This window comes from Rhizorhabdus sp. GW822-FHT03C02 (genome assembly GCF_058801765.1).
Genome location: NZ_JBXANN010000001.1, coordinates 799,277 through 824,520 on the forward strand (window position 1 = coordinate 799,277; position 25,244 = coordinate 824,520).

27 protein-coding genes are annotated in these 25,244 nt (G+C 66.6%); 17 read left to right on the forward strand and 10 right to left on the reverse strand.

Annotation, left to right across the window (positions count from 1 at the left end):
• Positions 1–100 precede the first annotated feature (100 nt).
• The 4 genes from AC1RM6_RS03675 (at position 101) to AC1RM6_RS03690 (ending at position 2,468) form a co-directional block, all read left to right on the forward strand.
• Positions 101–547 (forward strand): TlpA family protein disulfide reductase, encoded by a 447-nt coding sequence (locus AC1RM6_RS03675; RefSeq protein ID WP_493098236.1) that lies wholly within the window; start codon positions 101–103, stop codon positions 545–547.
• Between the two features lie 118 nt (positions 548–665).
• Entirely contained in the window at positions 666–962 is a 297-nt protein-coding gene (locus AC1RM6_RS03680; RefSeq protein WP_493098237.1) for a hypothetical protein, read from the forward strand.
• A 51-nt stretch (positions 963–1,013) separates the two neighbouring features.
• On the forward strand, positions 1,014–1,727 hold the full coding sequence (locus tag AC1RM6_RS03685; RefSeq protein WP_493098238.1) for an extensin-like domain-containing protein: 714 nt from the start codon (positions 1,014–1,016) through the stop codon (positions 1,725–1,727).
• Positions 1,728–1,772: 45 nt separating this feature from the next.
• The gene (locus AC1RM6_RS03690) at positions 1,773–2,468 is read left to right on the forward strand and encodes a glutathione S-transferase (RefSeq protein ID WP_493098239.1); all 696 of its coding nucleotides are present in this window, start codon (positions 1,773–1,775) and stop codon (positions 2,466–2,468) included.
• A gap of 97 nt (positions 2,469–2,565) precedes the next feature.
• Here AC1RM6_RS03690 and AC1RM6_RS03695 read toward each other — a convergent pair whose 3' ends face one another.
• Together AC1RM6_RS03695 and AC1RM6_RS03700 are read right to left on the reverse strand one after the other, a co-directional pair.
• Positions 2,566–3,282, reverse strand: a complete 717-nt coding sequence (locus AC1RM6_RS03695) for a hypothetical protein (protein ID WP_493098240.1) — start codon at positions 3,280–3,282, stop codon at positions 2,566–2,568.
• A 13-nt stretch (positions 3,283–3,295) separates the two neighbouring features.
• Complete coding sequence (locus tag AC1RM6_RS03700; RefSeq protein WP_493098241.1) at positions 3,296–4,489, reverse strand: toxic anion resistance protein; 1,194 nt, start codon at positions 4,487–4,489, stop codon at positions 3,296–3,298.
• 409 nt (positions 4,490–4,898) lie between these two features.
• Here AC1RM6_RS03700 and typA point away from each other — a divergent pair, with 409 nt between their 5' ends.
• From typA to AC1RM6_RS03715, 3 genes are all read left to right on the forward strand, one after another.
• Positions 4,899–6,737 carry a translational GTPase TypA gene (gene typA / locus AC1RM6_RS03705; RefSeq protein ID WP_493098242.1) on the forward strand — a complete coding sequence of 613 codons (1,839 nt, stop codon included), beginning with the start codon at positions 4,899–4,901 and terminating at the stop codon, positions 6,735–6,737.
• Positions 6,738–6,829: 92 nt separating this feature from the next.
• Entirely contained in the window at positions 6,830–7,234 is a 405-nt protein-coding gene (locus tag AC1RM6_RS03710; protein WP_493098243.1) for a DUF805 domain-containing protein, read from the forward strand.
• Between the two features lie 41 nt (positions 7,235–7,275).
• A complete protein-coding gene (locus tag AC1RM6_RS03715) occupies positions 7,276–9,210 on the forward strand; it encodes a M61 family metallopeptidase (RefSeq protein WP_493098244.1) in 1,935 nt (644 codons plus the stop codon).
• A gap of 85 nt (positions 9,211–9,295) precedes the next feature.
• On the opposite strand, the gene AC1RM6_RS03720 is transcribed toward AC1RM6_RS03715, so the two are convergent.
• The gene (locus AC1RM6_RS03720; protein ID WP_493098245.1) at positions 9,296–9,844 is read right to left on the reverse strand and encodes a glutathione peroxidase; all 549 of its coding nucleotides are present in this window, start codon (positions 9,842–9,844) and stop codon (positions 9,296–9,298) included.
• Between the two features lie 210 nt (positions 9,845–10,054).
• Here AC1RM6_RS03720 and metZ point away from each other — a divergent pair, with 210 nt between their 5' ends.
• The 5 genes from metZ to AC1RM6_RS03745 are packed head-to-tail and all read left to right on the forward strand — an operon-like array spanning position 10,055 to position 13,677.
• Positions 10,055–11,263 (forward strand): O-succinylhomoserine sulfhydrylase, encoded by a 1,209-nt coding sequence (gene metZ, locus AC1RM6_RS03725; RefSeq protein ID WP_493098246.1) that lies wholly within the window; start codon positions 10,055–10,057, stop codon positions 11,261–11,263.
• 20 nt (positions 11,264–11,283) lie between these two features.
• Positions 11,284–11,682, forward strand: a complete 399-nt coding sequence (gene apaG, locus AC1RM6_RS03730; protein ID WP_493099526.1) for a Co2+/Mg2+ efflux protein ApaG — start codon at positions 11,284–11,286, stop codon at positions 11,680–11,682.
• A gap of 10 nt (positions 11,683–11,692) precedes the next feature.
• A complete protein-coding gene (locus AC1RM6_RS03735; RefSeq protein WP_493098247.1) occupies positions 11,693–12,472 on the forward strand; it encodes a LysR family transcriptional regulator in 780 nt (259 codons plus the stop codon).
• A gap of 22 nt (positions 12,473–12,494) precedes the next feature.
• Positions 12,495–12,731: a hypothetical protein gene (locus tag AC1RM6_RS03740; protein ID WP_493098248.1), complete on the forward strand. Its 237-nt coding sequence runs from the start codon at positions 12,495–12,497 to the stop codon at positions 12,729–12,731.
• 22 nt (positions 12,732–12,753) lie between these two features.
• On the forward strand, positions 12,754–13,677 hold the full coding sequence (locus AC1RM6_RS03745) for an AEC family transporter (protein WP_493098249.1): 924 nt from the start codon (positions 12,754–12,756) through the stop codon (positions 13,675–13,677).
• Between the two features lie 43 nt (positions 13,678–13,720).
• Here the strand turns inward: AC1RM6_RS03745 and AC1RM6_RS03750 are convergent, their stop codons facing one another.
• The 7 genes from AC1RM6_RS03750 to AC1RM6_RS03780 form a co-directional block, all read right to left on the reverse strand.
• Complete coding sequence (locus AC1RM6_RS03750; RefSeq protein WP_493098250.1) at positions 13,721–14,821, reverse strand: NAD(P)/FAD-dependent oxidoreductase; 1,101 nt, start codon at positions 14,819–14,821, stop codon at positions 13,721–13,723.
• Positions 14,800–15,495 (reverse strand): methyltransferase domain-containing protein, encoded by a 696-nt coding sequence (locus AC1RM6_RS03755; protein ID WP_493098251.1) that lies wholly within the window; start codon positions 15,493–15,495, stop codon positions 14,800–14,802. The genes AC1RM6_RS03750 and AC1RM6_RS03755 overlap by 22 nt, the downstream gene beginning before the upstream one ends.
• Positions 15,495–16,676 (reverse strand): type III polyketide synthase, encoded by a 1,182-nt coding sequence (locus AC1RM6_RS03760; RefSeq protein ID WP_493099528.1) that lies wholly within the window; start codon positions 16,674–16,676, stop codon positions 15,495–15,497. Before AC1RM6_RS03760 ends, AC1RM6_RS03755 begins: the two co-directional genes overlap by 1 nt.
• The gene (parE, locus tag AC1RM6_RS03765) at positions 16,673–18,658 is read right to left on the reverse strand and encodes a DNA topoisomerase IV subunit B (protein ID WP_493098252.1); all 1,986 of its coding nucleotides are present in this window, start codon (positions 18,656–18,658) and stop codon (positions 16,673–16,675) included. Before parE ends, AC1RM6_RS03760 begins: the two co-directional genes overlap by 4 nt.
• 90 nt (positions 18,659–18,748) lie before the next feature.
• Complete coding sequence (locus AC1RM6_RS03770) at positions 18,749–19,210, reverse strand: hypothetical protein (RefSeq protein WP_493098253.1); 462 nt, start codon at positions 19,208–19,210, stop codon at positions 18,749–18,751.
• A gap of 62 nt (positions 19,211–19,272) precedes the next feature.
• Entirely contained in the window at positions 19,273–19,629 is a 357-nt protein-coding gene (locus AC1RM6_RS03775) for an I78 family peptidase inhibitor (protein ID WP_493098254.1), read from the reverse strand.
• Between the two features lie 7 nt (positions 19,630–19,636).
• A complete protein-coding gene (locus AC1RM6_RS03780; protein WP_493098255.1) occupies positions 19,637–20,308 on the reverse strand; it encodes a GcrA family cell cycle regulator in 672 nt (223 codons plus the stop codon).
• A 63-nt stretch (positions 20,309–20,371) separates the two neighbouring features.
• On the opposite strand from AC1RM6_RS03780, the gene AC1RM6_RS03785 reads away from it, so the two are divergent.
• The 5 genes from AC1RM6_RS03785 (at position 20,372) to AC1RM6_RS03805 (ending at position 25,196) form a co-directional block, all read left to right on the forward strand.
• Positions 20,372–21,199, forward strand: coding sequence for an ABC transporter permease (locus tag AC1RM6_RS03785; protein ID WP_493098256.1), 828 nt, complete (start codon positions 20,372–20,374; stop codon positions 21,197–21,199).
• A 287-nt stretch (positions 21,200–21,486) separates the two neighbouring features.
• Complete coding sequence (locus tag AC1RM6_RS03790) at positions 21,487–22,677, forward strand: aspartate aminotransferase family protein (RefSeq protein ID WP_493098257.1); 1,191 nt, start codon at positions 21,487–21,489, stop codon at positions 22,675–22,677.
• Positions 22,674–23,600, forward strand: coding sequence for an ornithine carbamoyltransferase (gene argF, locus AC1RM6_RS03795; protein WP_493098258.1), 927 nt, complete (start codon positions 22,674–22,676; stop codon positions 23,598–23,600). Before AC1RM6_RS03790 ends, argF begins: the two co-directional genes overlap by 4 nt.
• Before the next feature lie 115 nt (positions 23,601–23,715).
• Positions 23,716–24,627, forward strand: a complete 912-nt coding sequence (gene hslO, locus AC1RM6_RS03800) for an Hsp33 family molecular chaperone HslO (protein ID WP_493099530.1) — start codon at positions 23,716–23,718, stop codon at positions 24,625–24,627.
• A 137-nt stretch (positions 24,628–24,764) separates the two neighbouring features.
• Positions 24,765–25,196: a DUF3617 domain-containing protein gene (locus AC1RM6_RS03805; RefSeq protein WP_493098259.1), complete on the forward strand. Its 432-nt coding sequence runs from the start codon at positions 24,765–24,767 to the stop codon at positions 25,194–25,196.
• Positions 25,197–25,244: the final 48 nt, after the last annotated feature.

Genomic DNA, 25,244 nt, shown 5'->3' on the forward strand with positions numbered 1-25,244 from the left:
TGGCCCTGCTGCCGGCATGTTTACAGGCTCGACTTTTCGATCGGCAAGGCTGGTACGAAGAGTTTTGCGTTCGAAATGGATCAAGCTTAGCAAGGCGGCGATGACAGTCTTGCGTATCATCCCGATCTTGTTCGCGCTCCTCCTGATCGGCGCGGCGCCGCCCGAACCGTCGCTGCGCGACGGCGCCGGCGCGGTCCGCGCGTTGCCGAAGCCGGCGGTGGTGTTGTTCTGGGCGATCTGGTGCGCGCCGTGCCGCGCCGAACTGCGCGACATCGATGCACTGCGCAAGGCGGCGACGCCGCTGCCGGTCGTCGTGGTCGCCGTCGATGCGAGCCCGCGCAGCAAGGCGTTGCTGGGCGGTCTGGCCGACGACGCCGTGCGTTTCCCGGCAAGTGCGTCGGTCGATGTGCTGGCGCTGGCGCCTGAGGCGGGCGGGGCGCTGCCGACGGCGGTGGCATTCGACAGGGCGGGGCGGCGGTGCGCCTACCAGCGTGGTGGCGTGACCCCGGCCGACCTTGCGCGCTGGCGTGCCGACTGTTCGAGATAGTCGAACAAAGCGATCGACTTTATTCAGCTACAATTGCGACCCGCCAGACCCCATATCCGGTCCAGAGGCCGCCGCCGGAACGATCCCGCCCCGACCTCCTGACGAAGGGAGCAAGGTCATGGCATTCCAGCAGTTCGATATCGTCCCGTCGCTCGCTCCGGCCGCGCAGCGTGCCGAAGCGCCCGCCAGCCACATGACGGCGCGTCCTGCCCCGGCTGCCCGGCGCCCCAAGACGCCCGCGAAGCCCCGTTTCTCCGTCGGCCGGATCGCCAGCGTGGCAATGGCCGCGGCCGGTATCGGCATCATCGGCTATACGGTCACGGTGGCGGTGGAGTCGCTGGCGCTCGGGGTGATGGCCGCCGACTTCGCCTTTCTCGCGGTCGCCGCCGCCTGGACCGCGGTTTCGGGCCGCTGAGCCAAGGATAGCGTAGCGGTGGCCGGGCCGCGCCGCTAAGACCGGGCGGTCATGACTCTCAACCGTTTCGGTTTCCGCACCTTCCTGATCGTCGCCATCGTCGCGCTCGCGCTCGGCCTCTTCGAATGGGGCCGGCGTTATCCCGAGGACATGCCCTGGGGGCGGATGGCGCTGGCCGACCGGGTCGGCCCGTTCACCAGCTTCAAGCTCGACCGGCTGCGCGACGATTTCCCCGCCTGCCGCGCGCTGCTCGACGATGCCGGGTTGCGCTACGAGGTGCTGCCGGTGATCAAGGGCGGCTTCTATTGCGGCTATGCCGACGGCGTACGGTTGCAGAACAAGGGCATCGCCGGCTTCTCGCCGCCCGCGACCACCAGCTGTGTGGTCACCGCGGCCCTGTTCCTGTGGCAGAAGCAGGTGATCGATCCCGCCGCGCAACGCCATTTCGGGGTGAAGGTGGCGCGGATCGACACGTTCGGCAGCTATAATTGCCGCGGTATCCGCGGCGGCCGCGAGGGGCGCTGGAGCGAACACGCCACCGCCAACGCGATCGACATCGCCGGCTTCCGGCTCGCCGACGGGCGGCGGATCACGGTGGCCGGCGACTGGAAGAGCGACGGCGCGAAGGGCGCCTTCCTCCATGAGGTTCGCGATGGCGCCTGCGATATTTTCTCGACGACATTGTCGCCCGATTACAACGATCTCCACCGCGATCACCTGCATCTCGATCGGGGCCGCCGAGGCGCCTGGACATATTGCCGCTGACCCAACCGGCGTCTCGTGCGTTGGCAGGCGGTGGAGGATGCGGCGATGGCCTATGATCTGTGGTACTGGACCGGCATTCCCGGGCGCGGCGAGTTCGTGCGCCAGGCGCTCGAAGCGGGCGGGATCGCCTATCGCGATTGCGCGCGCGAGCAGGGCGACGCGGCGATGATGGCCGACATGAAGACGCGCGTGCCCGAGCCGTTCGCGCCGCCCTATCTGGTCGCGGGCGAACGGGTGATCGCACAGACCGCGAACATCCTCGACTGGCTCGGCCGCCACCATGGGCTTGCGCCGAAGGAAGAGGTGGGACGGCTGGCGGCGCTGCAATATCAGCTGACGATCGCCGACATGGTGGTCGAGGCGCATGACGCGCACCACCCGATCGGCTCGGGGCTTTATTATGAGGAGCAGAAGCCAGAGGCCGCGCGGCGCGCCGAGGATTTTCGCGACGATCGCATGCCCAAATATCTGGGCTATTTCGAGCGTGCGCTCGGCCGGCACGACTGGCTGGTCGGCGATCGCTGGAGCTATGCCGACCTGTCGCTGTTCCATTTGTTCGACGGCCTGCGCCATGCCTTTCCGAAGCGGATGAAGCATGTCGAGGCCGATGTGCCGCGGCTGGTCGCGCATCATCTGCGGGTGGCCGGACTGCCCGAATTCGCCGACTATCTGGTGAGCGACCGGCGGCTGCCCTATGGCGACGGGCTGTTCCGCTATTATGCCGAGCTCGACGCGGCCTAAAGCATGTCCTGATCAGATTGATCAGAACATGCTCTAAATTGTCTTTGTTTTCCGTATTTTCCGAGCCGTCAGGTGTTCCACCTGACTTGAAAATACTCTAATTCGGTCCGCTACTGCCTTCGCCGCGATATTTGAGCTCGAGATAGCGGCCCTGGGTGGCGAGCTTGTCGAGGTCGCCCGAGGCGACCTGCGCGCTCAGCCGCTGGAGTTCGTCGTCGACCACCCGCAGGCCGTCGAGCAGCTGCTTGTCGGGCGAGGTGCCGTTGCGCGACTCGCGGCGCATCGTCTCGGGAACGCGCTTATAGCCGTCGATCAGCTCGGGCAGTTCCTCGGCCATCAGCTTGCGGAACTCATAGGCCGCGGGCTCCTGCGGATCGAGCCGGGCGAGCTGGGGGGCGATCGTCTCGAGCTTGATCCCGATCTCGTCGGCGAGCCGCTGCGCGGGGGCAGGCAGCGCCGGGCGCTGCGCCTCGAGCCAGCGCTCGGTCTTGCCGGGCAGCGCGGGCAGGTCGCTGCGGGCGATCTGCTCGGTGGTCGGCTCCGACGGGCGCGGCCACATCAGCATCACCCCCCAGAAGACGACCGCCATGCCGATCAGCATCAGCAGGAAGCCCCAGACCCCGATCGGCGTGATGCTGCCGGCGATCCCGGTCGCCAGCATCACCGCGAGCAGGCCCATGATCGCGATCTTGAGCCGGCGAAAGAAGCCCGCGACCCGGCGGCGATGCGCCTTGACCGCGGCCGGCGAGGTCTGCGAACGAACCCGCTGGAGCAGGTCGTCGGCGCGCTGCATCGTCTGGCGGCTGTCGATCATCGGGCGTGGTTCCTCAGCCTTCGAGCGCGCGGAAGGGTTCGGAATTGCCCTGGGCCGCGCCTTCCGCCCGGGCGATATAGCCGCGCGACTTCTCGACCTCGTTGCTGAGCGTGCCGACCGTCTGCTTCATCGACGACAGCGCCTCGAGCTTGAACTTGTCGATCGAATCCATCGTATCGTAGATATTCTGGAAGGCGCGCTGGAGCGTCTCGACCGGGATCGTCGATGAGGCCGCCTGCTTGTGAATTTCGGCGGTCTGGTTCTTGAGCATCGAACCGGTCGATTCGATCATGTTCGCGGTCGTCGTGTTGAGCGCGGTGATCTGTTCGAGCACCAGCTTCTGGTTGGTGAGCGCCTGGGCGACGGTCACCGCGGTGCGCAGCGCGCCGACCGTCGTCGTCGAGGCACGATCGACCCCCTTCACCAGTTCGACATTGTTCTTCTTGACCAGATCGAGCGCGAGATAGCCCTGCACCGTCACCGCCATCTGGGTGAGCAGATCGGTGCTGCGCTGGCGGACGTAGAAGAGCGCGGTCTCGCGGATCGTCTTCGCCTTGCCGGGATCGCTGCTGTCGAGCTCGAGCGCCTTGTTCTCGAGCCGCTCGTCGAGCAGCTTCGACATGAAGATCATCTGTTCGAGCCGGCCCATTGCCGCCCACAGATTCTGCCGCTCGACGTCGATTGCGGCATTGTCCTTGATCAGTTCGTCCTTGCCCGAGGCGAGGCTGCGCAGGATCGACGAGATGTGGCTCTGCGCCGACTTGTAGCTGTCGAAATAGTCGCGCATCTTGTTGCCGAACGGGAGGATCCCGAACAGTTTCTTGCGGGCGAAGAGGTCGCCCTTGCTGCCCGGATCGAGATCCTCGATCGTACGGCGCAGCTCGGCGAGGTCGGCGCCGACCCCGGTATCGGCGTCGATCGCCCGCACCGGCCGGTCGAGGAAGCGGTTCGACTGGCCAGCGGCCTCGCGGATCTCGCGCATGCCCATATTGCTGATGCTGTCGACGCGCTTGCCGAATTCGGGCGAATTGACGTCCTGCGCGACCAGATCGTCGATGAACTGATCGACCTTCGCCTCGGAATCGGTCTTCTGCTCCTCGCGCAGCGGGACGAGGCCTGACGCCTTTTCGGGCGCGATCACCTTCACGGGAGCCGGCGCCGTCAGCACCAGGTCGGGCTCCTCGGTGGTGGTGGTCGTGCTGGCCATGGTCGTCCCGTCTCCTGCGTCGCTTGTGCGTCGGGCGAAGATGGCCGCAAGTGCGACAATATTCAAGCGAGAGCCGTATTATGAACGCAATACGCCTATCTGCCATCGGCGGATTTCTGGGAGCGTTACCATGTTACAAAGCGTAATTGCATAAAATGCAATCGTTCAGTCGCATAACACATTCGCCGAATCATGCCTCGGACTGCAGAAGCAACGGGCCTTTCAGGCATCCTCTCCTAATAACTTTCGGCCGGTCCCAAGGGATCGGCCTTTTTTTTGGCCAAAGATCGCCGCTGGCCGAGCCCGGTCCGACCGGTTTCGATAGGATGCGACTCACGCCGGACTTGTTGCGACGCGCCATTTCAGCTAAGGGCGCGCCACATTTCCCGCATTCAGGATTTACAGAACCATGAGCCTCCGCAACGTGGCCATCATTGCGCACGTCGATCACGGCAAGACCACCCTGGTGGATCAGCTCTTCCGTCAGTCGGGCACTTTTCGCGACAATCAGCGCATCGAAGAGCGCGCGATGGATTCGAACGACCTCGAAAAGGAACGTGGCATCACGATCCTGGCCAAGTGCACGTCGATCGAATGGGACGATCACAAGGGTGAGAAGACCCGGATCAACATCGTCGACACCCCCGGCCACGCCGACTTCGGCGGTGAAGTCGAGCGCATCCTGTCGATGGTCGACGGGGTGATCCTGCTGGTCGACTCGTCCGAAGGCGCGATGCCGCAGACCAAGTTCGTGACCGGCAAGGCGCTGGCGCTCGGCCTGCGTCCGATCGTGGTCGTCAACAAGATCGACCGTCCCGACGAGCGCACCCAGGAAGTGCTCGACGAGGTGTTCGACCTGTTCGTCAGCCTCGAGGCGACCGACGAGCAGCTCGATTTCCCGGTGCTGTTCGCTTCGGGCCGCAACGGCTATGCCAGCGACGATCCCCAGGCGCGTTCGGGCACGCTCGAGCCGCTGTTCCAGAAGATCGTCGACCATGTGCCGGCGCCGTCGGCCGATCCCGATGGTCCGTTCAAGTTCCTGGTGACGCTGCTCGACCGCGACAATTTCCTCGGCCGCATCCTGACCGGCCTGGTCTTTTCAGGTTCGGTCAAGACCAACATGCCGATCCACGCGCTCGATCCCGAAGGCAAGATCGTCGAGACCGGTCGCGCGTCGAAGATCATGGCGTTCCGCGGTCTCGAGCGGGTTCCGGTCGAAGAGGCCAATGCCGGCGACATCATCTCGATCGCCGGCCTGACCGTCGCGACCGTCGCCAACACCATCGCCGACCCGAGCGTCAGCGAGCCGCTGCACGCGCAGCCGATCGATCCGCCGACGCTGTCGATGCGCTTCGCCGTCAACGACAGCCCGATGGCGGGCCGCGAGGGCAGCAAGGTCACCAGCCGGATGATCCGCGACCGCCTGTTCCGCGAAGCCGAGAGCAATGTCGCGATCAAGGTCACCGAGAGCGCCGACAAGGACAGCTATGAGGTCGCCGGGCGCGGCGAGCTTCAGCTCGGCGTGCTGATCGAGACGATGCGCCGCGAAGGCTTCGAACTTGGCATCTCGCGTCCGCGGGTGCTGTTCCGCGAGGACGAGAATGGTGGCAAGACCGAGCCGTTCGAGACCGTCGTGATCGACGTCGACGACGAATATTCGGGTACGGTCGTCGACAAGATGGCGCAGCGCAAGGCCGAACTGACCGACATGCGTCCGTCGGGCGGCGGCAAGACCCGCATCACCTTCTCGGCGCCGTCGCGTGGCCTGATCGGCTATCATGGCGAGTTCCTGTCGGACACCCGCGGCACCGGCATCATGAACCGGCTGTTCGAGAAATATGCCCCGCACAAGGGCAATATCGAGGGCCGCAAGAATGGCGTGCTGATCTCGAACGGCGCCGGCGAAGCCAACAGCTACGCGCTCGGCCCGCTCGAAGAGCGCGGCATCCTGTTCGTCGGCCATGGCGAGACCCTCTATGAGGGCATGGTCGTCGGTGAGAACGCCAAGACGGATGACCTCGAGGTCAATCCGATGAAGGCGAAGCAGCTCACCAACTTCCGCGCCTCGGGCGGCAAGGACGACGCGATCCGCCTGACCCCGCCGAAGAAGATGACGCTCGAGCAGGCGATCGCCTATATCGACGACGACGAGATGGTCGAAGTCACGCCGAAGTCGATCCGGCTGCGCAAGCGCCACCTCGACCCGCACGAGCGCAAGCGCGCGAGCCGGGCCAAGGCTGCCGCCTGATCGATTTGGTCGAAGCTGGACCAAGTTCAGCGCGACGCCGATTTCGGGACAAGATAGACTCCCCTCGGATCATATCCGGGGGGAGTTTTTCTATGGACTATATGCTGATGCCGCTACGTCGCTATGCCGACTTCGGCGGGCGCTCGCAGCGCAAGGAATACTGGATGTTCGTTCTCTTCCAGTTCCTGATTTTCTTCGTACTCGGCCTGTTTCTGAGTGTGATCGATGTCGGCAGGGGCATGGGCGGCGGCGCTGTCCTCGGCCTTGTGTTCATCCTGCTCGGGCTCGCGATGATCATTCCATCGATCGCCGTGCAGGTAAGACGTTTCCATGATCAGGATCGATCGGGCTGGATGCTGCTTCTGGCTTTCATCCCGGTGGTGGGGGGCCTGGTCGTGCTCGTTTTCATGTGTCTCGACGGCACGCCCGGTGACAATCGTTTCGGTCCGGACCCCAAGGGGCGGGGCAGCGAAAGGCTGGTCGAGGTTTTTCAATGATTGCGGGGTGACGCGGGCGCGGTGGCGCGGCAATATGCGGGATGACCTCACGCCTTGATGTGATGGCCGGCGTCGCGCTGGCCATGTTCGCCGCTTCGCTTTCCACCCCCGCCAGCGCCGTCGAGAACACGCTGCCGCAGCCCTTGCCGGTCGAGCGCAGCCTGCCGCCGGCGCGCGACATTCCCTATCCGGGGACGATCAGGCTGACGGTCGATGCCACCGACACCGCGCGCGGCATCTTCATGGTGCGCGAGACGATCCCGGTCGCCCAGGCCGGCCGGTTGACCTTGCTCTATCCGCAATGGCTGCCGGGCAACCATGCCCCGCGCGGACCGATCGACGATGTCGTCGGGATCGCGATCAGCGCCAATGGCAAGGCGGTGGCGTGGAAGCGCGATCCGGTCGATGTCTATGCGCTCCATGTCGAGGTGCCCGAGGGCGCGAAGGCGATCGACCTCGCCTTTTCCTATGTGTCGCCGACCAAGACCGACCAGGGGCGGGTGGTGATGACCCGCGAGATGCTGAGCCTGCAGTGGAACCTGACCGCCTTCTATCCGGCGGGCTATTATACGCGGAACATCATGATCGAGCCGACAGCGATCCTGCCCGAGGGCTGGCGCTATGCGGCGGCGCTCGATCCGAAGATGCCGGGGGCGCTCGGCACGGTCGCGTTCAAGCCGATCGATTTCGAGGATCTGGTCGACAGCCCGATGATCGCCGGACGCTATTTCCGGGACGTCCGGCTGTCGCCCAAGGTGCGGCTCAACATCGTCGCCGACCGGCCCGAGGAACTCGAGGCGAGCGAGCCGCAGATCGCGGCGCATCGCCGGCTGGTCGAACAGGCGGTCAGGCTGTTCGGCGCCGAACATTATGACCGCTACGAATTCCTGCTGTCGATCAGCGATCGGATGGGCGGGATCGGCCTCGAACATCACCGGTCGAGCGAGGACGGCGTGTCGCCGGGCTATTTCGCCAAATGGGACGACCAGCCGGGATCGCGCAACCTGCTGCCGCATGAATATAGCCATAGCTGGGACGGCAAATTTCGCCGCGGCGCCGATAGCTGGACCCCCGATTATTCGGTGCCGATGCGCAACTCGCTGCTGTGGGTCTATGAGGGGCAGACCCAATATTGGGGCTATGTGCTCCAGGCGCGGTCAGGGCTGGCGTCGGCAAGCGACATAATGGGCGCCTATGCGATGATCGCCGCGACCTACGAGAATCGCCGCGGCCGCGACTGGCGGCCGCTGATCGACACCACCAACGACCCGATCATGGCGGGGCGGCGACCCAATCCCTGGATCAGCTATCAGCGGTCCGAGGATTATTACAGCGAAGGCCTGCTGGTCTGGCTCGACACCGACATGAAGATCCGCGAACTGACCGGCGGCAAGCGTTCGCTCGACGATTTCGCGCGCGCCTTCTTCGGGATGCGCGACGGCGACTGGGGTGTGCTGACCTACCGTTTCGAGGATGTCGTCGCGACCCTCGGCCAGGTCGCGCCGTTCGACTGGGCGGGCTTCCTCCATGCCCGGGTCGACGAGGTCCGCAAGGACGCACCGATGGACTGGATCGCCAAGGGCGGCTTCCGGCTGGCCTATACCAGCGAGCCGACCGGTTACTGGAAGAGCGAGGAACGGCGCCGCAAGGTCACCGATCTCAGCTATTCGCTCGGCGTCGTCATCGACAAGGACAAGGCGCTGACCCAGGTGATGTGGGACAGTCCGGCGTTCGAAGCGGGGCTGACCGTCGGCACGACGATCGTCGCGCTCGACGGCGAGGCGTTCGAGCCGGCGCGGCTGGTCGACCGGATCGACGATGCCGCGAAGACGAAGAAGCCGATCGAACTGCTGGTCAAGCGCGGCGACGAATATCGCACCGTGTCGATCCGCTACGACCGAGGCAATCTCTATCCGCGGCTCGAACGGGTCGGAAAGGGGCCGGGCTGGCTCGACGCGCTGCTGGCGGCGAAATAGCGGCCGAAGGATATGGCCGGCAGCGGCGCCGACCGCACTGACCCGCCTCCCAAGCCCCGCCCTCGAAAGGGCGGGGAGGTTTCGGTTATTTCGCGAGTTCGGCGTCGATCGCCCCGGTGATGATCGCATCGTCGGGGGTGATGTCGGGCGCGAAGCGGCCGGCGATCGTGCCGTCCTTGGCGATCAGGAATTTCTCGAAATTCCAGAAGACGTCGTTCGGCTGGTCCTGCTTGATGCCATAGCCTTCGAGCCGCTTCTTGAAGTCCTCGTTCTTCAGCGTCGCGGTCGGATAGCTGGTGGTCAGCTCGCGATAGAGCGGGTGCTGGTCCTCGCCCTTGACCGAGAGCTTCGAGAACATCGGGAAGTCGACGCCGAAATTGGTCGTGCAGAAATCGGCGATTTCCGCGTCGGTGCCGGGCTCCTGCGCGCCGAAATTATTGGCCGGGAAGCCGAGCACGACGACGCCCTTGTCCTTGTAATCGGCATAGAGCTTCTCGAGCGCTTCATATTGCGGGGTCAGCCCGCATTTCGACGCGACATTGACCAGCAGCAGGACCTTGCCGGCATAATCGCCGAGGCTGGCGTCCTCGCCCTTGATCGTCTGCAGCGGAATGTCCTGGATGGCGGTGGCCATATGCTCTCCTTGGAATGTGATGCGCGGCGACCATAAGGAGGCTTTGTGACGCTTCACAAGCATTAGAACGACGGGCGATCGATACGGATCGCCGATCGTTCCAATTTTCCGCTGTTTGCCGCATCTTCCGAGTCGCAGGATGACGCCATCCTGCTTGAACATGCTCTATCCACATTGACGTGGGAGGCGGAACGGCGGCAAAGCGACGCGATGAAGAAGCTGACCGGCCAGGATCGTTCGATCACCACCACATGGCGCCCCGCGACCCAGGCGGTCCGCGGCGGCACCGCCCGTTCCGAATGGGGCGAAACCAGCGAGGCGATCTTCCTCACCTCGGGCTATGCCTATGATTGTGCGGGCGATGCCGCCGCGCGCTTCGCGGGCGAGCAGAAGGGGATGACCTATTCGCGCCTCCAGAATCCCACGGTGGAGATGCTCGAGGAGCGAATCGCGCTGATGGAAGGCGCCGAGGCGGCGCGCTGCATGGCGACCGGCATGGCGGCGATGACCGCGGCTTTGCTCTGCCAGCTCCAGATGGGCGACCATATCGTCGCCGGCCGCGCCGCGTTCGGATCGTGCCGCTGGCTGACCGACACGCTGCTGCCGCGCTTCGGGATCGAGGCGACGATCGTCGACGGCACCGATGGCGATCAGTGGAAGGCGGCGATCCGCGAGAACACCAAGCTGTTCTTTTTCGAGACCCCCGCCAACCCGACCCTCGAGATCGTCGATCTCGAGGCGGTGTGCCGGATCGCGAAGGATGCGGGGCTGCTCAGCATCGTCGACAACGCCTTCGCTACGCCGCTGCTGCAGCGGCCGATGGACTATGGCGCCGATATCGTCGCCTATTCGGCGACCAAGATGATGGACGGGCAGGGGCGCGTGCTCGCGGGCGCGGTGTGCGGCACCGACGAGTTCATCAACAAGACGCTGCTGTCGTTCACCCGCAACACCGGCCCGACCCTGTCGGCGTTCAACGCCTGGGTGGTGCTCAAGGGGCTCGAGACGCTCGACCTGCGGATCCGCCGCCAGAGCGAGAATGCGCTCAAGGTCGCCGAATTTCTCGAGAGCCGGGTCGCGCGCACCCTCTATCCGTTCCTGCCGAGCCATCCCCAGTATGAACTGGCGAAGAAGCAGATGGCGGCGGGCGGCACCATCGTCGCGCTCTATCTCGACGGCGGTCGTACCCAGGCGCACGGCCTGCTCGACGCGCTCGAGCTCATCGACATCTCGAACAATATCGGCGACTCGCGGTCGCTGATGACCCATCCCTGCTCGACCACCCATGCGGGCCTGACTGCCGAGGTCCGCGCCGAGATGGGGGTCGAGGAGGGCATGCTGCGGCTGAACGTCGGGCTCGAGGATCCGCTCGACGTGATCGACGATCTCGATCGCGCGCTCAGAGCGGTCGGCCTCTGATGGATGGGCCCGCCGCCAGCATGCGCGCGCTGTTTCCCTACAGCGCCCGCACGCGCGGCGTGATCGTCCGGGTGTCGGTGTCGTTCATGCCCGACCAGTCCGAGCCGGCGCGCGATCGCTGGTTCTGGACCTATCATATCCGGATCGAGAATGACGGGCCGATGGCGATCCAGCTGCTGACCCGCCACTGGCTGATCACCGACGGGCGCGGCGCCCGGCACGAGGTGCGCGGCGACGGCGTGATCGGCGAACAGCCGATGATCGAGCCGGGCCAGCATTACGACTATGTATCGGGCTGCCCGCTCCAGACCCAGAGCGGGTCGATGGAAGGCAGCTATCGCATGACCTCGGAGGATGGGCAGAGCTTCAACGTGGCGATTCCGCGTTTCGCTCTGATCGCGCCGACGGTCACGCATTGAGGCGAACGACATGAAGCGGACCCATCTTCCCCTGAACGGCCTGCGGGTGCTCGATGCCGCCGCGCGCAACCTGTCCTTCACCCGCGCCGCCGACGAGCTGGCGGTGACCCCGGCCGCGGTCGGGCAGCAGATCCGCGCGCTCGAGGATACGCTCGGCGTGGTGCTGTTCCGCCGCACCGCCAAGGGGCTCGAACTGACCCCCGAGGGCGAAGCGGGGCTCGAGGCGTTGCGTGCCGGCTTCCTCCAGTTCGAGGAGGCGGTTCGCGCGATGCAGGCCGGCCAGTCGTCGAAGACGCTGACGATCGCGGCACCACGCGATTTCACCGCCAAATGGCTGGCGCCGCGGCTGGCCGATTATGGCCGGACCGATCCCGACCTGCGCTTCGTGCTATTGTCGTCGGACGAGGGGCTCGATTTCACCCAGGCCAATCTCGACCTCGCCATCTGCTATGCCGAGGGGCCGGGCGAGCATGAGGGAATCAAGCTCGCCGATGGGATGATCGTCACCGTCGGGCTGGCGCATGGCGCCCCGATCGGCTGGCGCGGGGCCGGCGAGGATGCCGATGCCGCGCTGCTGGTCGCCGATGCGGGGCTGGCGATCGACGCGGCGGCGGCGGGGTTCGGCACCGCGCATGTGCCGGCGCTGCTGGTCGAGCGCGATATCGCCGAAGGCCGGGTCCGCACCCATGGCGATCCGCAGCCGTCGCCAAAAAGCTATTGGCTGGTCGCACCGACGCCACAATGGCGTCAGAAGAAGGTCAAGGCGCTGGTCGCCACGTTGACCGCCTGATTCCGCCCGAAAGGTTGTTCGCTTGCGTATCCTGATCGTCCTCGCCGCTTCGTCCCTGCTCGCCGGCTGCGTGAGCACCGCGACATCGATCGTCACCGCGCCGGTGCGGGTGGTGAGCAAGGGCGTCGACTGGGCAACCACCAGCCAGGACGAGGCCGATCGCAACCGCGGGCGCGAGATGCGCAAGCAGGAAGAGCGCGATCGCAAAGCCGCGAAAAAGGCCGAGAAGGAACGCCGCAAGGCTGAACGGCGCGATTGATCCGGACGGCCGGGCCTCGGCGATGCTGACGACGATCGGTGCGATCCTGCCGATCTTCGCGCTGATCGGCGCGGGGTTCGCGATGCGGCGGATCGGCATATTCGGCGCCGCGACCCAGGCCGAACTGTCGCGCTTCGTGACCAAGCTCGCCTTGCCGGTGCTGATGTTCCGGATCCTGGCCGAGGCGCATCCCGCCGAGATCTGGCAGCCGGGCTTCATCGCCGCATCGGGGGCGAGCTGCGTGCTGGTGTTCGCGCTGACGGTCTTCGTCCGCCGCCGCTTCGTCGCCGCGCCCGATGCGGTGGTCGACGGGCTTGCCGCGGGCTATTCGAACACCGCCTTCATCGGCATTCCGCTCTGCCTCGCGCTGCTCGGCCCCGCGAGCCTGCTGCCGACATCGATCGCCTCGATCCTGACGATCTCCTTGCTGTTCGCCGGATCGATCCTGACGATCGAGGTCGCGCTGCAGCCGCACGCCAGGCTGCCGGTGCTGATCGGTCGCGCCGCGGCGTCGGCGATCCGCAACCCGCTGGTGTTCGCGCCGGCGATCGGCGCCTTGTTCGCGATCGGCCATGTCGACCTGCCGGGACCGATCGCGCGATTCATCGAACTGCTCGGTGGTGCGGCGAGCCCCTGCGCGCTGGTCGCACTCGGCCTGTTCGTGGGCGAGAGGCGGCCGCCTGTGCCGTTGGGCGGGGTCACGCTGCTGGTCGCGCTCAAGCTGGTCGCGCAGCCGCTGATCGCCTGGACGATCGCCTATCTGATCTGGCCGCTGCCGCCGCTCTGGGCCAAGGCGGCGGTGCTGCTGGCGGCGCTGCCGACCGGAACCGGCCCGTTCATGCTCGCCGAACTCTACACCCGCGAAGCCGATGTCACCGCCCGGACGATCCTGGTGTCGACGATGGTCTCGATCGTGACGATCACCCTGTTGATGGCGGTTTTGTAGAAGCTGCTATAAATTTCGATGGCCGCCGGTCGCGGCTGGGCGGTCACCGTTCGATCCGGGTCACCGAGGACGCCATCCGCATCAGCGACGGAACATGGCGCAGCAGGCCGATCAGCGGGCCCGACAGGCCGGGAATCTCGCCGGCGCGGCGCAGCAGCGAGGCGACCTTGACCGGCCTGGCGACCCGCCGGGCAAAACCCTGTTGCCAGGCGACCGCCGCTGCGGGGCCGTCATGGAGGAAACAGTTGGTCGCCCGGAAGGCGCTCGCCAGCGCGATCGCGATGCCGTCGCCCGCGAGGCTGGCGATCACCGCGGCCTGGTCACCGAGCCGGAACAGCCCGGGCATCCCGACCTCCTCGCGCCAGCCATAGGGAACGCGCGCCACGCTCGACCAGGCACCGACCGCGCGCGCCGATCCGAAGCGCTCGCCGAGCAGCGGCGCATCGGCGGCGAGGTCCGCGATCAGCCGCTCGGGCGAGCCGGCCGCCTTCATCCGCGATTGCGCGACCGACAGGCAGAGATTGGCGCTGCCATCCTCCTGGAGCAGCAGACCGGCATAGCCATGGTCGAACAGGTGGAGCTCGATCATGCCGTCCAGCGCGCGGGTGAGCGCCGGCGACGGATCGAGCCTTACCCTGAGGCCGAGCGCGGGATCGGCATCCTGCGCCTCGGCGGGGCGGGCGGCGCCGCGGACGTCATGTTTGCCGGTGGCGAGGAACAGCGCCTCGCCGCCGATCGCATGGTCGTCGCTCAGATGGAGGCACAGATTGTCGGGATCGACCCGGCGGATGGTCAGACCGCGCTCGACACAGGCCCCTTCGGCGACGGCCTGTTCGATCAGCACCCGGTCGAGTGTGGTCCGCGACAGCCCCATCGCGGCGAAGGGGAGGTCGGTTTCGGCGACATGGCCGCCGGCCACCAGCCGGACGCGCCGGATCGGCCGGGCGCCGAGCAGCGCCGGGTCGATCCGCAGCCGGCGGAGCATCATGATCGCATCGGCGGCGAGGAAGCCGCCGCAGACCACGTCGTGCGGCACCCGGCTGCGTTCGATCAGCACCGGCATCGCGCCGCCATGCGCGAGCAGGATCGCCGCGGCGGCGCCCGCCGGGCCTCCGCCCGCGATCAGTGCCGGCGCGCGACGCATAGCCTGAAAGGAAAGCGGCGGGCGATTTCGACCGCCCCGGAATCGAGCCCGGCGGCTGCGACCATCGCCCGCCATTCGGCGGGGCGGAAACTGCGCGCTATCGACAATTGCCCATCCTCGCGGACGATCCGGTGCCAGCCCATCAGCCGGGCGAGGACGGGAAAACCGAGATAGGCGACGATGTGCCGGTGCAGGTCGTTGACGAACCAGCCGATCCGCGCCTGCCGTTCCATGTCGCGCAGGAAAGCGATGCGTTCGGCATCGTCCATATGATGGGTGACGAGGCTGCTGACGATCAGGTCGTGGCCGTCGGCATGGTCGCGATAGTCGCCGGTGACGTAGCGGATGTTCATCCCCGCTGGGGTCTTGGCCCGTGCCACCCCGGCGCTGCGCGGATTGAGGTCGACCCCGGTCAGATCGGCGTCGATCCCGCGCCGCTGCGCCCAGCGGGCGATCGTCCGCAGCATGTCGCCATCGCCGAAGCCGACGTCGAGCAGCGAGAAGCGGCGCCGGTCGCCGACCGCCTTGGCGAGAAAGGCGAGGGTGGGGCGGGGCGCCATCGTCCACCAGTTGACCCGGGCGAGGTCGGTGAGGATGCGTGCGTAGGTCGTCGGGTCGAGATCGGCGGCATCCATCTGCTCGTCCTGCTCGGCACGGCGGGCGAGCGAGCGCATCACAGCAGCCGGAAGTCGAAGCCCTCGGCGGCGAGGCCGGGGCCGAAGGCGAGCGCGATGCCGTCGCCGATGCTGTCGAGCGCCAGCGTGCCCGCCAGCATCGCCGCGAGCACGAACATCAAGGTCGACGAGGACATGTTGCCGAACCGCCGCAGCACGTCGCGTGAGGCGGCGAGCGCGCCCTGCGGCAGCGCCAGCCCATGTTCGACCGCATCGAGGATCGAACGGCCGCCGGCATGGACCGCCCAGGCGGCGATTGTTTCTGGTTCGCGGCCGTTGAGCAGGCGGGCGCGGAAATCGGGTTCGGCAAGCGCCTGGCCGATGCGGCCCGGGACCTCGCCCGACAGGACCATCTCGAAACCGGTGTCGCCGACCGTCCAGCGGATCAGTTCGTCGCTGTCCGGCAGGGTCGCGGCGAAGAAGCGGTCGAGCGCGATCCCACCCGGCTCGGCGGTTATCAGCGCCGCGGCGGCGCCGTCGGCGAACTGGAGCATGGCGAGCAGCCGCTCGACCTCCTCGCTGTCCTGAAGATGGAGCGAGCACAGCTCGACCGTCACCACCAATATCCGTGCGGCCGGGTCGGAGCGGGCGATATGGTGCGCGACCCTGAGGGCCGCGACCGCGGCGTAGCAGCCCATGAAGCCGACCAGCGTGCGTTCGACCCCGCCGTCGAGCCCGAGTTCGCGGGCGATGATCTGGTCGATGCCGGGGGCGACGAAGCCGGTGCAACTCGCGACCACGAGATGGGTGATGCCGTCGACCGCAACCTGATCGGCGAGCCGGGCGATCGCCGCCAGCGCAAGCGCGGGCGCCTGTTCGGCATAGACATCCATTCGCGCCGCGGTGCCGGGCATGCCGGCACCATAGAAGCCGCCGGGTTCTACCGGCGATCCCCCGTCCACGCCGGGCGGCAGCACCGAAAAGCGCCGCTCGATCCCCGATCGCATCGCCATCCGCCGGAACAGCCGAGCGCTGTGTTGGTCGGCGATGCGATCGCCGGCCCAGGCGATGAAGGCCTGGTGGACGTCATGGTCCGGCGCGGCGGTGCCGATCGCGTGGATATGGGCGGTCATCGCAGCGTCGGGGCCTTTTCGTTGCTGTTTCCGATGTACCGGATCGGGGACGGGAGGTGCAACGCGCGAAACCGCAGGCCGGATTCCCGACCCGACCGCCGATTTCAGGCGTCGATCACCTCTTCGTCGACGGTGGCGGCATTGGCCTGAATGAAGGCGAAACGATGCTCGGGATTCTTGCCCATCAGCCGGTCGACCAGGTCGCGCACCCCGGCGCGCTCCTCATATTCCTGGGGCAGGGTGATGCGCAGCAGGGTACGGGTCTTGGGGTCCATCGTGGTTTCGCGCAGCTGCATCGGGTTCATCTCGCCGAGGCCCTTGAAGCGCGCGACTTCGACCTTCTTGCCCTTGAACGCACCCTTTTCGATCGCCGCGCGGTCGGCGTCGTCCATCGCGTAGAGGCTCTTGGTGCCGGCGGTGAGCCGGTAGAGCGGGGGTTGCGCCAGATAGAGGTGCCCGCGCCGGACGATGTCGGGCATTTCCTGGAAGAAGAAGGTCATCAGCAGGGTGGCGATATGCGCGCCGTCGACATCGGCGTCGGTCATGATCACGACCCGGTCGTAGCGCAATATATCGGCGTTGCACTTGTCGCGGCTGCCGCAGCCCAGCGCCTGGATCAGATCGGATATTTCCTGGTTGGCCAGGATCTTCGCGCTGTTGGCCGACGCGACGTTGAGGATCTTGCCGCGGATCGGCAGCACCGCCTGGGTCTTGCGGTCGCGCGCCTGCTTGGCCGATCCGCCGGCGCTGTCGCCTTCGACGATGAACAATTCGGTGCCGGCGGGGTCGTCGTTCGAACAGTCGGTCAGCTTGCCAGGCAGGCGCAGCTTGCGACCCGAGGTCGCGGTCTTGCGCTTGACGTCGCGCTCGGCCTTGCGCCGCAGCCGCTCGTCCATCTTGTCGAGGACGAAGGCGAGCAGTGCCTTGCCGCGCTCGACATTGTCGGCGAGGAAATGGTCGAAATGGTCGCGGACCGCGGCCTCGACCAGCCGCGCGGCATCGGGCGAGGTCAGCCGGTCCTTGGTCTGGCTCTGGAACTGCGGGTCGCGGATGAACACCGACAGCATCTGTTCCGAACCGACGACGATATCGTCGGCGGTGATGTCCTTGGCGCGCTTTTGGCCGACCAGGTCGGCGAAACCGCGAATGCCCTTGACCAGCGCGGCGCGCAGGCCGGTCTCATGGGTGCCGCCATCGGGGGTCGGGATGGTGTTGCAATAATAGCTGTACGATCCTTCGGACCAGAGCGGCCAGGCGACCGCCCATTCGACCGAACCCTGGCCTTCGGCGAACGCCTGCTTGCCGGCGAAGAAGCCGGTGGTCGCGCATTCGCGCTGGCCGATCTGTTCGGCGAGATGGTCCGAAAGCCCGCCGGGGAACTGGAACACCGCCTCGGCGGGGGTGTCGTCGCCGATCAGCGACGGATCGCAGCGCCAGCGTATCTCGACCCCGGCATAGAGATAGGCCTTCGAGCGGGCGAGCCGCATCAGCCGCGCCGGCTTGAACTTCGCCTGGTCGCCGAAAATCTCGGTATCCGGGGTGAAGGCGACGCTGGTGCCGCGGCGGTTGGGGGCGGCGCCGATATTCTGCAGGCCGCTGGTCGGGTGGCCGCGCGAGAAGGTCTGACGGAACAGCTCGCGGTTGCGCGCGACCTCGATCACGGTGTCGGACGACAGCGCGTTGACCACCGACACACCGACGCCGTGCAGGCCGCCCGAGGTCGCATAAGCCTTGTCGCTGAACTTGCCGCCCGAATGGAGCGTGGTCAGGATCACCTCAAGCGCCGACTTGCCCGGATATTTGGGGTGCGGATCGACCGGGATGCCGCGGCCATTGTCGATGATCGTCAGTCGGTTGCCTGGCGCCAGCGACACTTCGATCCGGTTGGCGTGGCCCGCGACCGCCTCGTCCATCGCGTTGTCGAGCACCTCGGCGGCGAGATGGTGAAAGGCGCGTTCGTCGGTGCCGCCGATATACATGCCGGGGCGGCGACGGACGGGTTCGAGCCCTTCGAGCACCTCGATCGAGGAGGCGTCGTAATTGCCGGAACTGGTGGATGGAGCGGAAGCGAATAGATCGTCGTTCGACATGCGGCCGACTATAGAGCGAGCCCGCGTTCGCGCAATGTTTTCGCCGCTGTGGTCGACCTAGGCGGGCTGGAGCGACTTTCCCGTCGGTCGTCAGCGCGAAAGTCGACGCATTTCCTGTTCGGCCTTCTTGTTGGCCGCTTCGCGCTCGGCGGCAAGGTCGGCGGCATGTTTGACCAGCGTGACCGGCGCCCGCTGTTCCTTCGCGATCGCGCGGGTCCAGGGGTTCATGCTGACGCAGCGGCCCGAATAATCGCCGCACTGGCGGACCTCGCCGGTCGCGCTGTCGACCACGACGATGATATGTTCGTCGTCGGCGGTCGTGGCTGCCCCCTTGTCCTGCGGTGCGGAGGAATTGCCGCCGCTACCGTTGTCGGGTTCGTCGATCCGCTGCTGCTGCCAGAGTTCGCCGGCGCTGAACACACCGATGCCGATGTAGCGGCCATGTTTGCCTGCGGGCGCCGCGCTGTCATTCTCGGCGGCTTCAGTGATCTTCTTGCAGCCCGCCAGGCCAAGAATGGCGACGACTATCGCCGCGTGCGCCCAGAGTCTCATCCGCCCCCCTAAATGTCGCGATCGGAGGGTAGAAGGAAATCGGCGAAATTGTCGAGCCGTGATCAGCCGCAGGTGACGGCGACGACGATGCCCATATCATCGAGCTTCAGGTTGAGCCGATCGGTGCGGAAATCCATCGTCACCGCCTGGCCGGGCTTGATCAGCCGGACGGTCTCGGCATCGGCGGCGACCCGGGCCTGGTCGACGATATCGGTGCCGCGCTTGCCGACGAACGGCTTGGCCTCGTCGGCATTGCACGCACCGCCGGCGCCCTCGGACGGCGGGGGCAGGGCCTGCCCACGCTCGCCGAGCGGCCCCTTGTCGGCGTAGCCGGAAGAAACCGGCGCCGCCTTCTCGCCCATGCAGCCGGTGGCCGCCACGGCCAGCAGCGGCAACGCGATCAGGGCGAGACGGCGCATCACGGCCTTAGCGGACCCGCGGTCCGCCAAAGGGCAGCGGCGGCGGCGGACGGCGATCGCGGCGCGGAAGCTGGGCCTGATAGGCGACCGAGCAATGGTCGAGGCAATAAGGGAAGCCCGGATTGATCGGCTGGCCGCAGAAATGGAAATCGGGCTCGCCGGGATGGCCGAGCGGCCATTTGCAGATGCGGTCGTTCAGCTCGAGCAGGCTGGTCTTGCCGGCCATGTCGGCCGACGGCTTGGCCGGAACCAGCCGGCGCGGCGGTGCCGGGGTCGCGGGCGCAGTCTGCTCGCCGGGGGTCTGGCGCTGGAAACCGCCGGGGCCGATCGAGCGGACCATCTGCTGCGGGGCGGGCGCAGGCGTCGGCGTTGCCGGGGCGGCGACCGGCGCGGGCGCGGCGCGCTCGGGCGCCGGCGCAGGGCGTGGGGCGGCTGCGACCGGAGCCGGGGCCGGACGTTCGGGGGGCGGCGCCGCAGGCGCTGCCGTGGTCGCGGGCGACGCTGCGGGAGCTTCGCCGGCCTTGACCGGAGATGGACGTGCTTCGAGGCCGAGGCGGTGCGCCTTGCCGATCACGGCGTTGCGGCTCACCCCGCCAAGCTCGTCGGCGATCTGGCTCGCGGTCATGCCCTGACCCCAGAGCCGCTTGAGCTGATCGATCCGTTCGTCCGTCCAGGCCATCTATAGTCCTCAGTCTCCGCCCGCACTTGCAGGCCGGCCAGCGAGCCGATAGGCGATTAGCCCATGAGCAGCCAGCCCCAAAAATATCCTTTCCCCGAGCCAGGCGTGCCGGTGATCCCGTTCATCAACTGGGGGGGAATGCGCGCCCTATATATCAAGGAGGTGCGGCGTTTCTTCAAGGTGCAACTGCAGACTATCTGGGCACCGGCGATCACGACGCTGCTTTATCTGGTGATTTTCACGGTCGCGCTGGGGCGTGGCGGCAAGCTGGTGATGGGCTATCCGTTCGCGACCTTCATCGCGCCGGGGCTGATCATCATGGGGATGATGCAGAATGCCTTCGCCAACGCGAGCTTCTCGCTGCTCGCCGGCAAGATGCAGGGCACGATCATCGACTATCTGATGCCGCCGCTGTCGACCGGGGAAGTGATGGTCGCGTTGATCGGCGCCTCGGTCACCCGCGCGGTGATGGTCGGCTGCGCGCTGTGGGCGGTGATGATGTTCTGGCCCGGGGTCGACGTGCTTCCCCGGCATCTGTGGGCGGTCGCCTGGTTCGGGCTGATGGGCGCGGCGCTGCTGTCCTTCCTCGGCCTGCTGACCTCGATCTGGGCCGACAAGTTCGACCATGCGTCGGCGGTGACCAATTTCGTGGTAACGCCGATGTCGCTGCTGTCGGGCACCTTCTATTCGGTCGACAATCTCCACGCCGGCTTCCAGGCGGTCAGCCACGCCAACCCGTTCTTCTATGCGATCTCGGGATTCCGCTACGGCTTTCTCGGCCTTGCCGACTCGCCGATCCTGATCGGGTCGGTGGTGTTGCTCGGGCTGAACGTCGCGCTCGGCTGGCTGTGCTATGCGCTGCTGGCGAAAGGCTGGAAGATCAAGAGCTGACGCTCGGACGTCCTTTGCCGTCATGCCGAACTTGTTTCAGCATTCACCGCGCCAAGCGGGGCCGCCCGAGCGGATGAGTGGACCCTGAGACAGGTTCAGGGTGACGGACGAAAGGAGGCCGGTGCGGACGCTTCCCCGTCTTATGTGACAGTCGTTCGCAACAGGCCGTTGACGCCGTGCACGGCGCTTATCTATATGCGCGCTCCGACAGGCGGCCGGGATGGCCGCCTTTTTGCGTTTTCGGAGCATTTTCGCACGTTCAACTGAGGAATAAGGGAGTTTTTGCCATGACCATCACCCCGCTCATGCCGGTTTATCCGCGGTGCGGCGTGCGTCCGGTGCGAGGCGAAGGCTGCTATCTGATCGGCGAACAGGGCGAACGCTATCTCGATTTCGCGAGCGGCATCGCGGTCAACATGCTCGGGCACGGCCATCCGGTGCTGGTCGACACGATCAGCCGGCAGGCGGCGACGCTGATGCATGTCTCCAACCTCTACGGCAGCCCGCAGGGCGAGGCCTTCGCGCAGAAGCTGGTCGACGCCAGCTTCGCCGACACCGTCTTCTTCACCAATTCGGGCGCCGAGGCGGTCGAATGCGCGATCAAGACCGCGCGCCGCTACCATTATGTCAACGGTCAGCCGCACCGGACCAAGATCGTCAGCTTCGCCAACGCTTTTCACGGGCGGACGCTGGGCGCGATCTCGGCGACCAACCAGCCGAAGATGCGCGAGGGATTCGAGCCGCTGCTGCCGGGGTTCGAGGTCGTGGCGTTCAACGATCTCGACGCCGCGCTCGCCGCGGTCGACGACAACACCGCCGGCTTCCTGGTCGAACCGGTCCAGGGCGAGGGCGGCATGACCCCGTCGACCCAGGCCTTTCTCAAGGGCCTGCGCAACGCGTGCGACGAGAAGGGGATGCTGCTGATCCTCGACGAGGTCCAGTGTGGCTATTGCCGTACCGGGCGGTTCTTCGCGCATGAACATTATGGGATCACCCCCGACATCATGGCGGTGGCCAAGGGCATCGGCGGCGGCTTCCCGCTCGGCGCGTGCATGGCGACCGAGGAGGCGGCCAGGGGCATGGTCGGCGGCACCCACGGGTCGACCTATGGCGGCAACCCGCTGGCGATGGCGGTTGGCGAGGCGATCTTCGACTTCGCGGTCAACGACGCCTTCCTCGAAAATGTCCGGACGATGGGCGACCGGCTGCGCCAGAGCCTCGAGCAGATGATCCCCAATCACGATCATCTGTTCGACCATGTCCGCGGGCTTGGCCTGATGCTCGGCATCAAGCTCAAGGAGCCGGCCGAGGCGCGCGCCTTCGTCGCGCATCTGCGCGACAATCATGGCCTGCTGACGGTATCGGCGGCCGAGAATGTCGTGCGCATCCTGCCGCCGCTGGTGATCGACGACAGCCATATCGCCGAATGCATCGAGCGGCTGTCGGCCGGGGCGCGGAGTTACGAGGCCGCCGCATGATCCGGCATTTCCTCGATCTCGCCGATGCGGGCAGCGCCGCGCTCGGCCGGATGCTCGACGATGCCGTCGCGCGCAAGGCCGCGCGCGCCGGATGGCCCAAGGGCACCCCCGATGCCGATGCGCCGCTCGCGGGCTACACTTTGGCGATGATCTTCGAGAAGAACTCGACGCGCACCCGCGTCTCGTTCGACATGGCGATGCGCCAGCTCGGCGGCACCACGATCGTGATGGACGCCGGGTCGATGCAGATCGGCCGCGGCGAGACCGTCGCCGATACCGCGCGGGTGCTCAGCCGTTATGTCGACGCGATCATGATCCGCACCGACGATCATCAGAAGATCGTCGACCTCGCGGCGCATGCCAGCGTGCCGGTGATCAACGGGCTGACCGATCTGAGCCATCCCTGCCAGATCGTCGCCGACCTCCAGACCGTCATCGAGCGGCGCGGATCGGTCGCCGGAACCAAATGGGTCTGGCTGGGCGACGGCAACAACGTCCTCCACTCGATCGTCGAGGCGGCCAGCCTGCTCGATTTCGACGTCGTCGCGAGCTGCCCCGAGGGTTACGATCCCGACCCCGATTTCGTCGGGGCGGCGGTCAATCGCGGCGGCCGTTTCCGGATCGAGCGCGATCCGGCGGTGGCGGTGGCGGGGGCCGACATCGTCGTCACCGACACCTGGATTTCGATGGGACAGGCCCATGCCGAGGCCAAGCTCGCGGCGATGATGCCCTATCAGGTGACCGAGCAGCTGATGGCCGCGGCTGCGCCGGGCGCGACCTTCCTTCACTGCCTGCCCGCACATCGCGGCGAGGAGGTCGTCGACGCGGTGATCGACGGGCCGCAATCGGCGATCTGGGACGAGGCCGAGAACCGCCTCCATGCCCAGAAGTCGGTGCTGCTGTGGTGCCTCGGCCGACTCTGATCCGCCCTTGAAAAAGCACCTCGTCGTCCTGACTTGGGTCCGGCATCCCGACAGCTAATCGTGAAGGGAAACCCCGGCCAGGATCGGGGCGACGAAGGGTTTTGAAGACGTGGCCATCGAACAGCTTCCTCCCGCCGATCTCGATATCGCGCTGGGTTTCACCATTCCGGCGCGCCATGCGCGCGGCCGCGTGGTCCGGCTCGGGCCGGCGCTCGACACGATCCTGTCGGCGCATGGCTATCCGCCGCTGATCGAGAAGCTGCTGGCCGAGGCGATCACGCTCGCGGCGCTGCTCGGCTCGACCCTCAAGCAGGCCGAAGGGCAACTGACCCTCCAGGCACAGGCCGACGGGGGCGCGGTCGACCTGCTCGTCGCCGACTACAAGAATGGCGAGATGCGCGGCTATGTCCGCCACGATCCAACCCGGCTCGCCGAGATCCCGGTCGATCCTTCGCTGTTCGCGCTGTTCGGCAAGGGCTATCTGGCGATCACCTTCGATCTGGCGGTGGTCGGCGAGCGCTATCAGGGGATCGTGCCGCTCGATGGCGGCTCGCTCGCCGAAGCGGCGGAAAGCTATTTCCAGCAGTCCGAGCAATTGCCGAGCCTCGTCCGGCTGGGCTTCGCCCGCCTGCCCGATGGACGCCGGATTTCGGGCGGATTGCTGATCCAGCATCTGCCAGAGGGCGAGGAAGGACGCGAGCGGCTGCACACCCGGCTCGACCACCCCGAATGGGATCATGTCGCTGCATTGTCGGCGACCGTGGCGCCGGCCGAGCTGACCGACCCCGGACTCCCGCTGACCCAGCTGCTGTGGCGGCTGTTCAACGAGGAGGACGAGGTGCGGACAATCACGCCGGTGGCGCTGTCGCGCGGTTGCCGCTGCGATCCGGACCGTATCCGCTCGGTGATCGCGCGCTTTCCGGCCGAGGAGCGCGCCGAGATGGCCGACGAACAGGGCGAGATTCATGTCGATTGTGAATTTTGTGCAACCCGATTCTCGATCGCAATCGATAGCATCGCGGCGTGACGTGTCGTTCGTCACATCCATATTAGCCGAATCGCTCCATTAATCATGTCCTGTCGACCGTTGGTCGAACGAGGATTGGGAATATCGGTCGGTGCGCACAGAGGAGCGCGGACCGGGCAACAGGAGGCAAGACGGTAATGCGGAAAGGCGTGTGGCAGTTATGTGCGGTAATCCTGGCGTGCGTCGCCGGCCCGGCGCTGGCCCAGCCCGCACCGGAATCGCTCCACCTCGCGGCGCTCGAACAGGTCGAGCCGGGCATGTGGGAGATCAGCGGCACCGATACCGCGCCCAAATCCTTCTGCCTGTTCGATCGCGAGCGCCTGCTGCAGATCGCGCATGAAGGCCCGTCCTGCAGCCGCTTCGTGATCACCAACGATCCCCGGATGGCGACCGTCAGCTATAGCTGCCGCGGTGCCGGATCGGGCCAGACCACGATTCGCGCCGACCGCGCCGGCGTGGTGAAGATCCGCACCCAGGGCATATTGCGCAACGAGCCGTTCGACTATTCGGTCGAGGCGCGGCGGGTGGGCGCGTGCAGCGTCGCCGCGAATGCCGGAGGCGGGCGCTGATCGCTCTCGCGCAGGCCGATGAATATCGGCCGACGATCTGGTTAACGT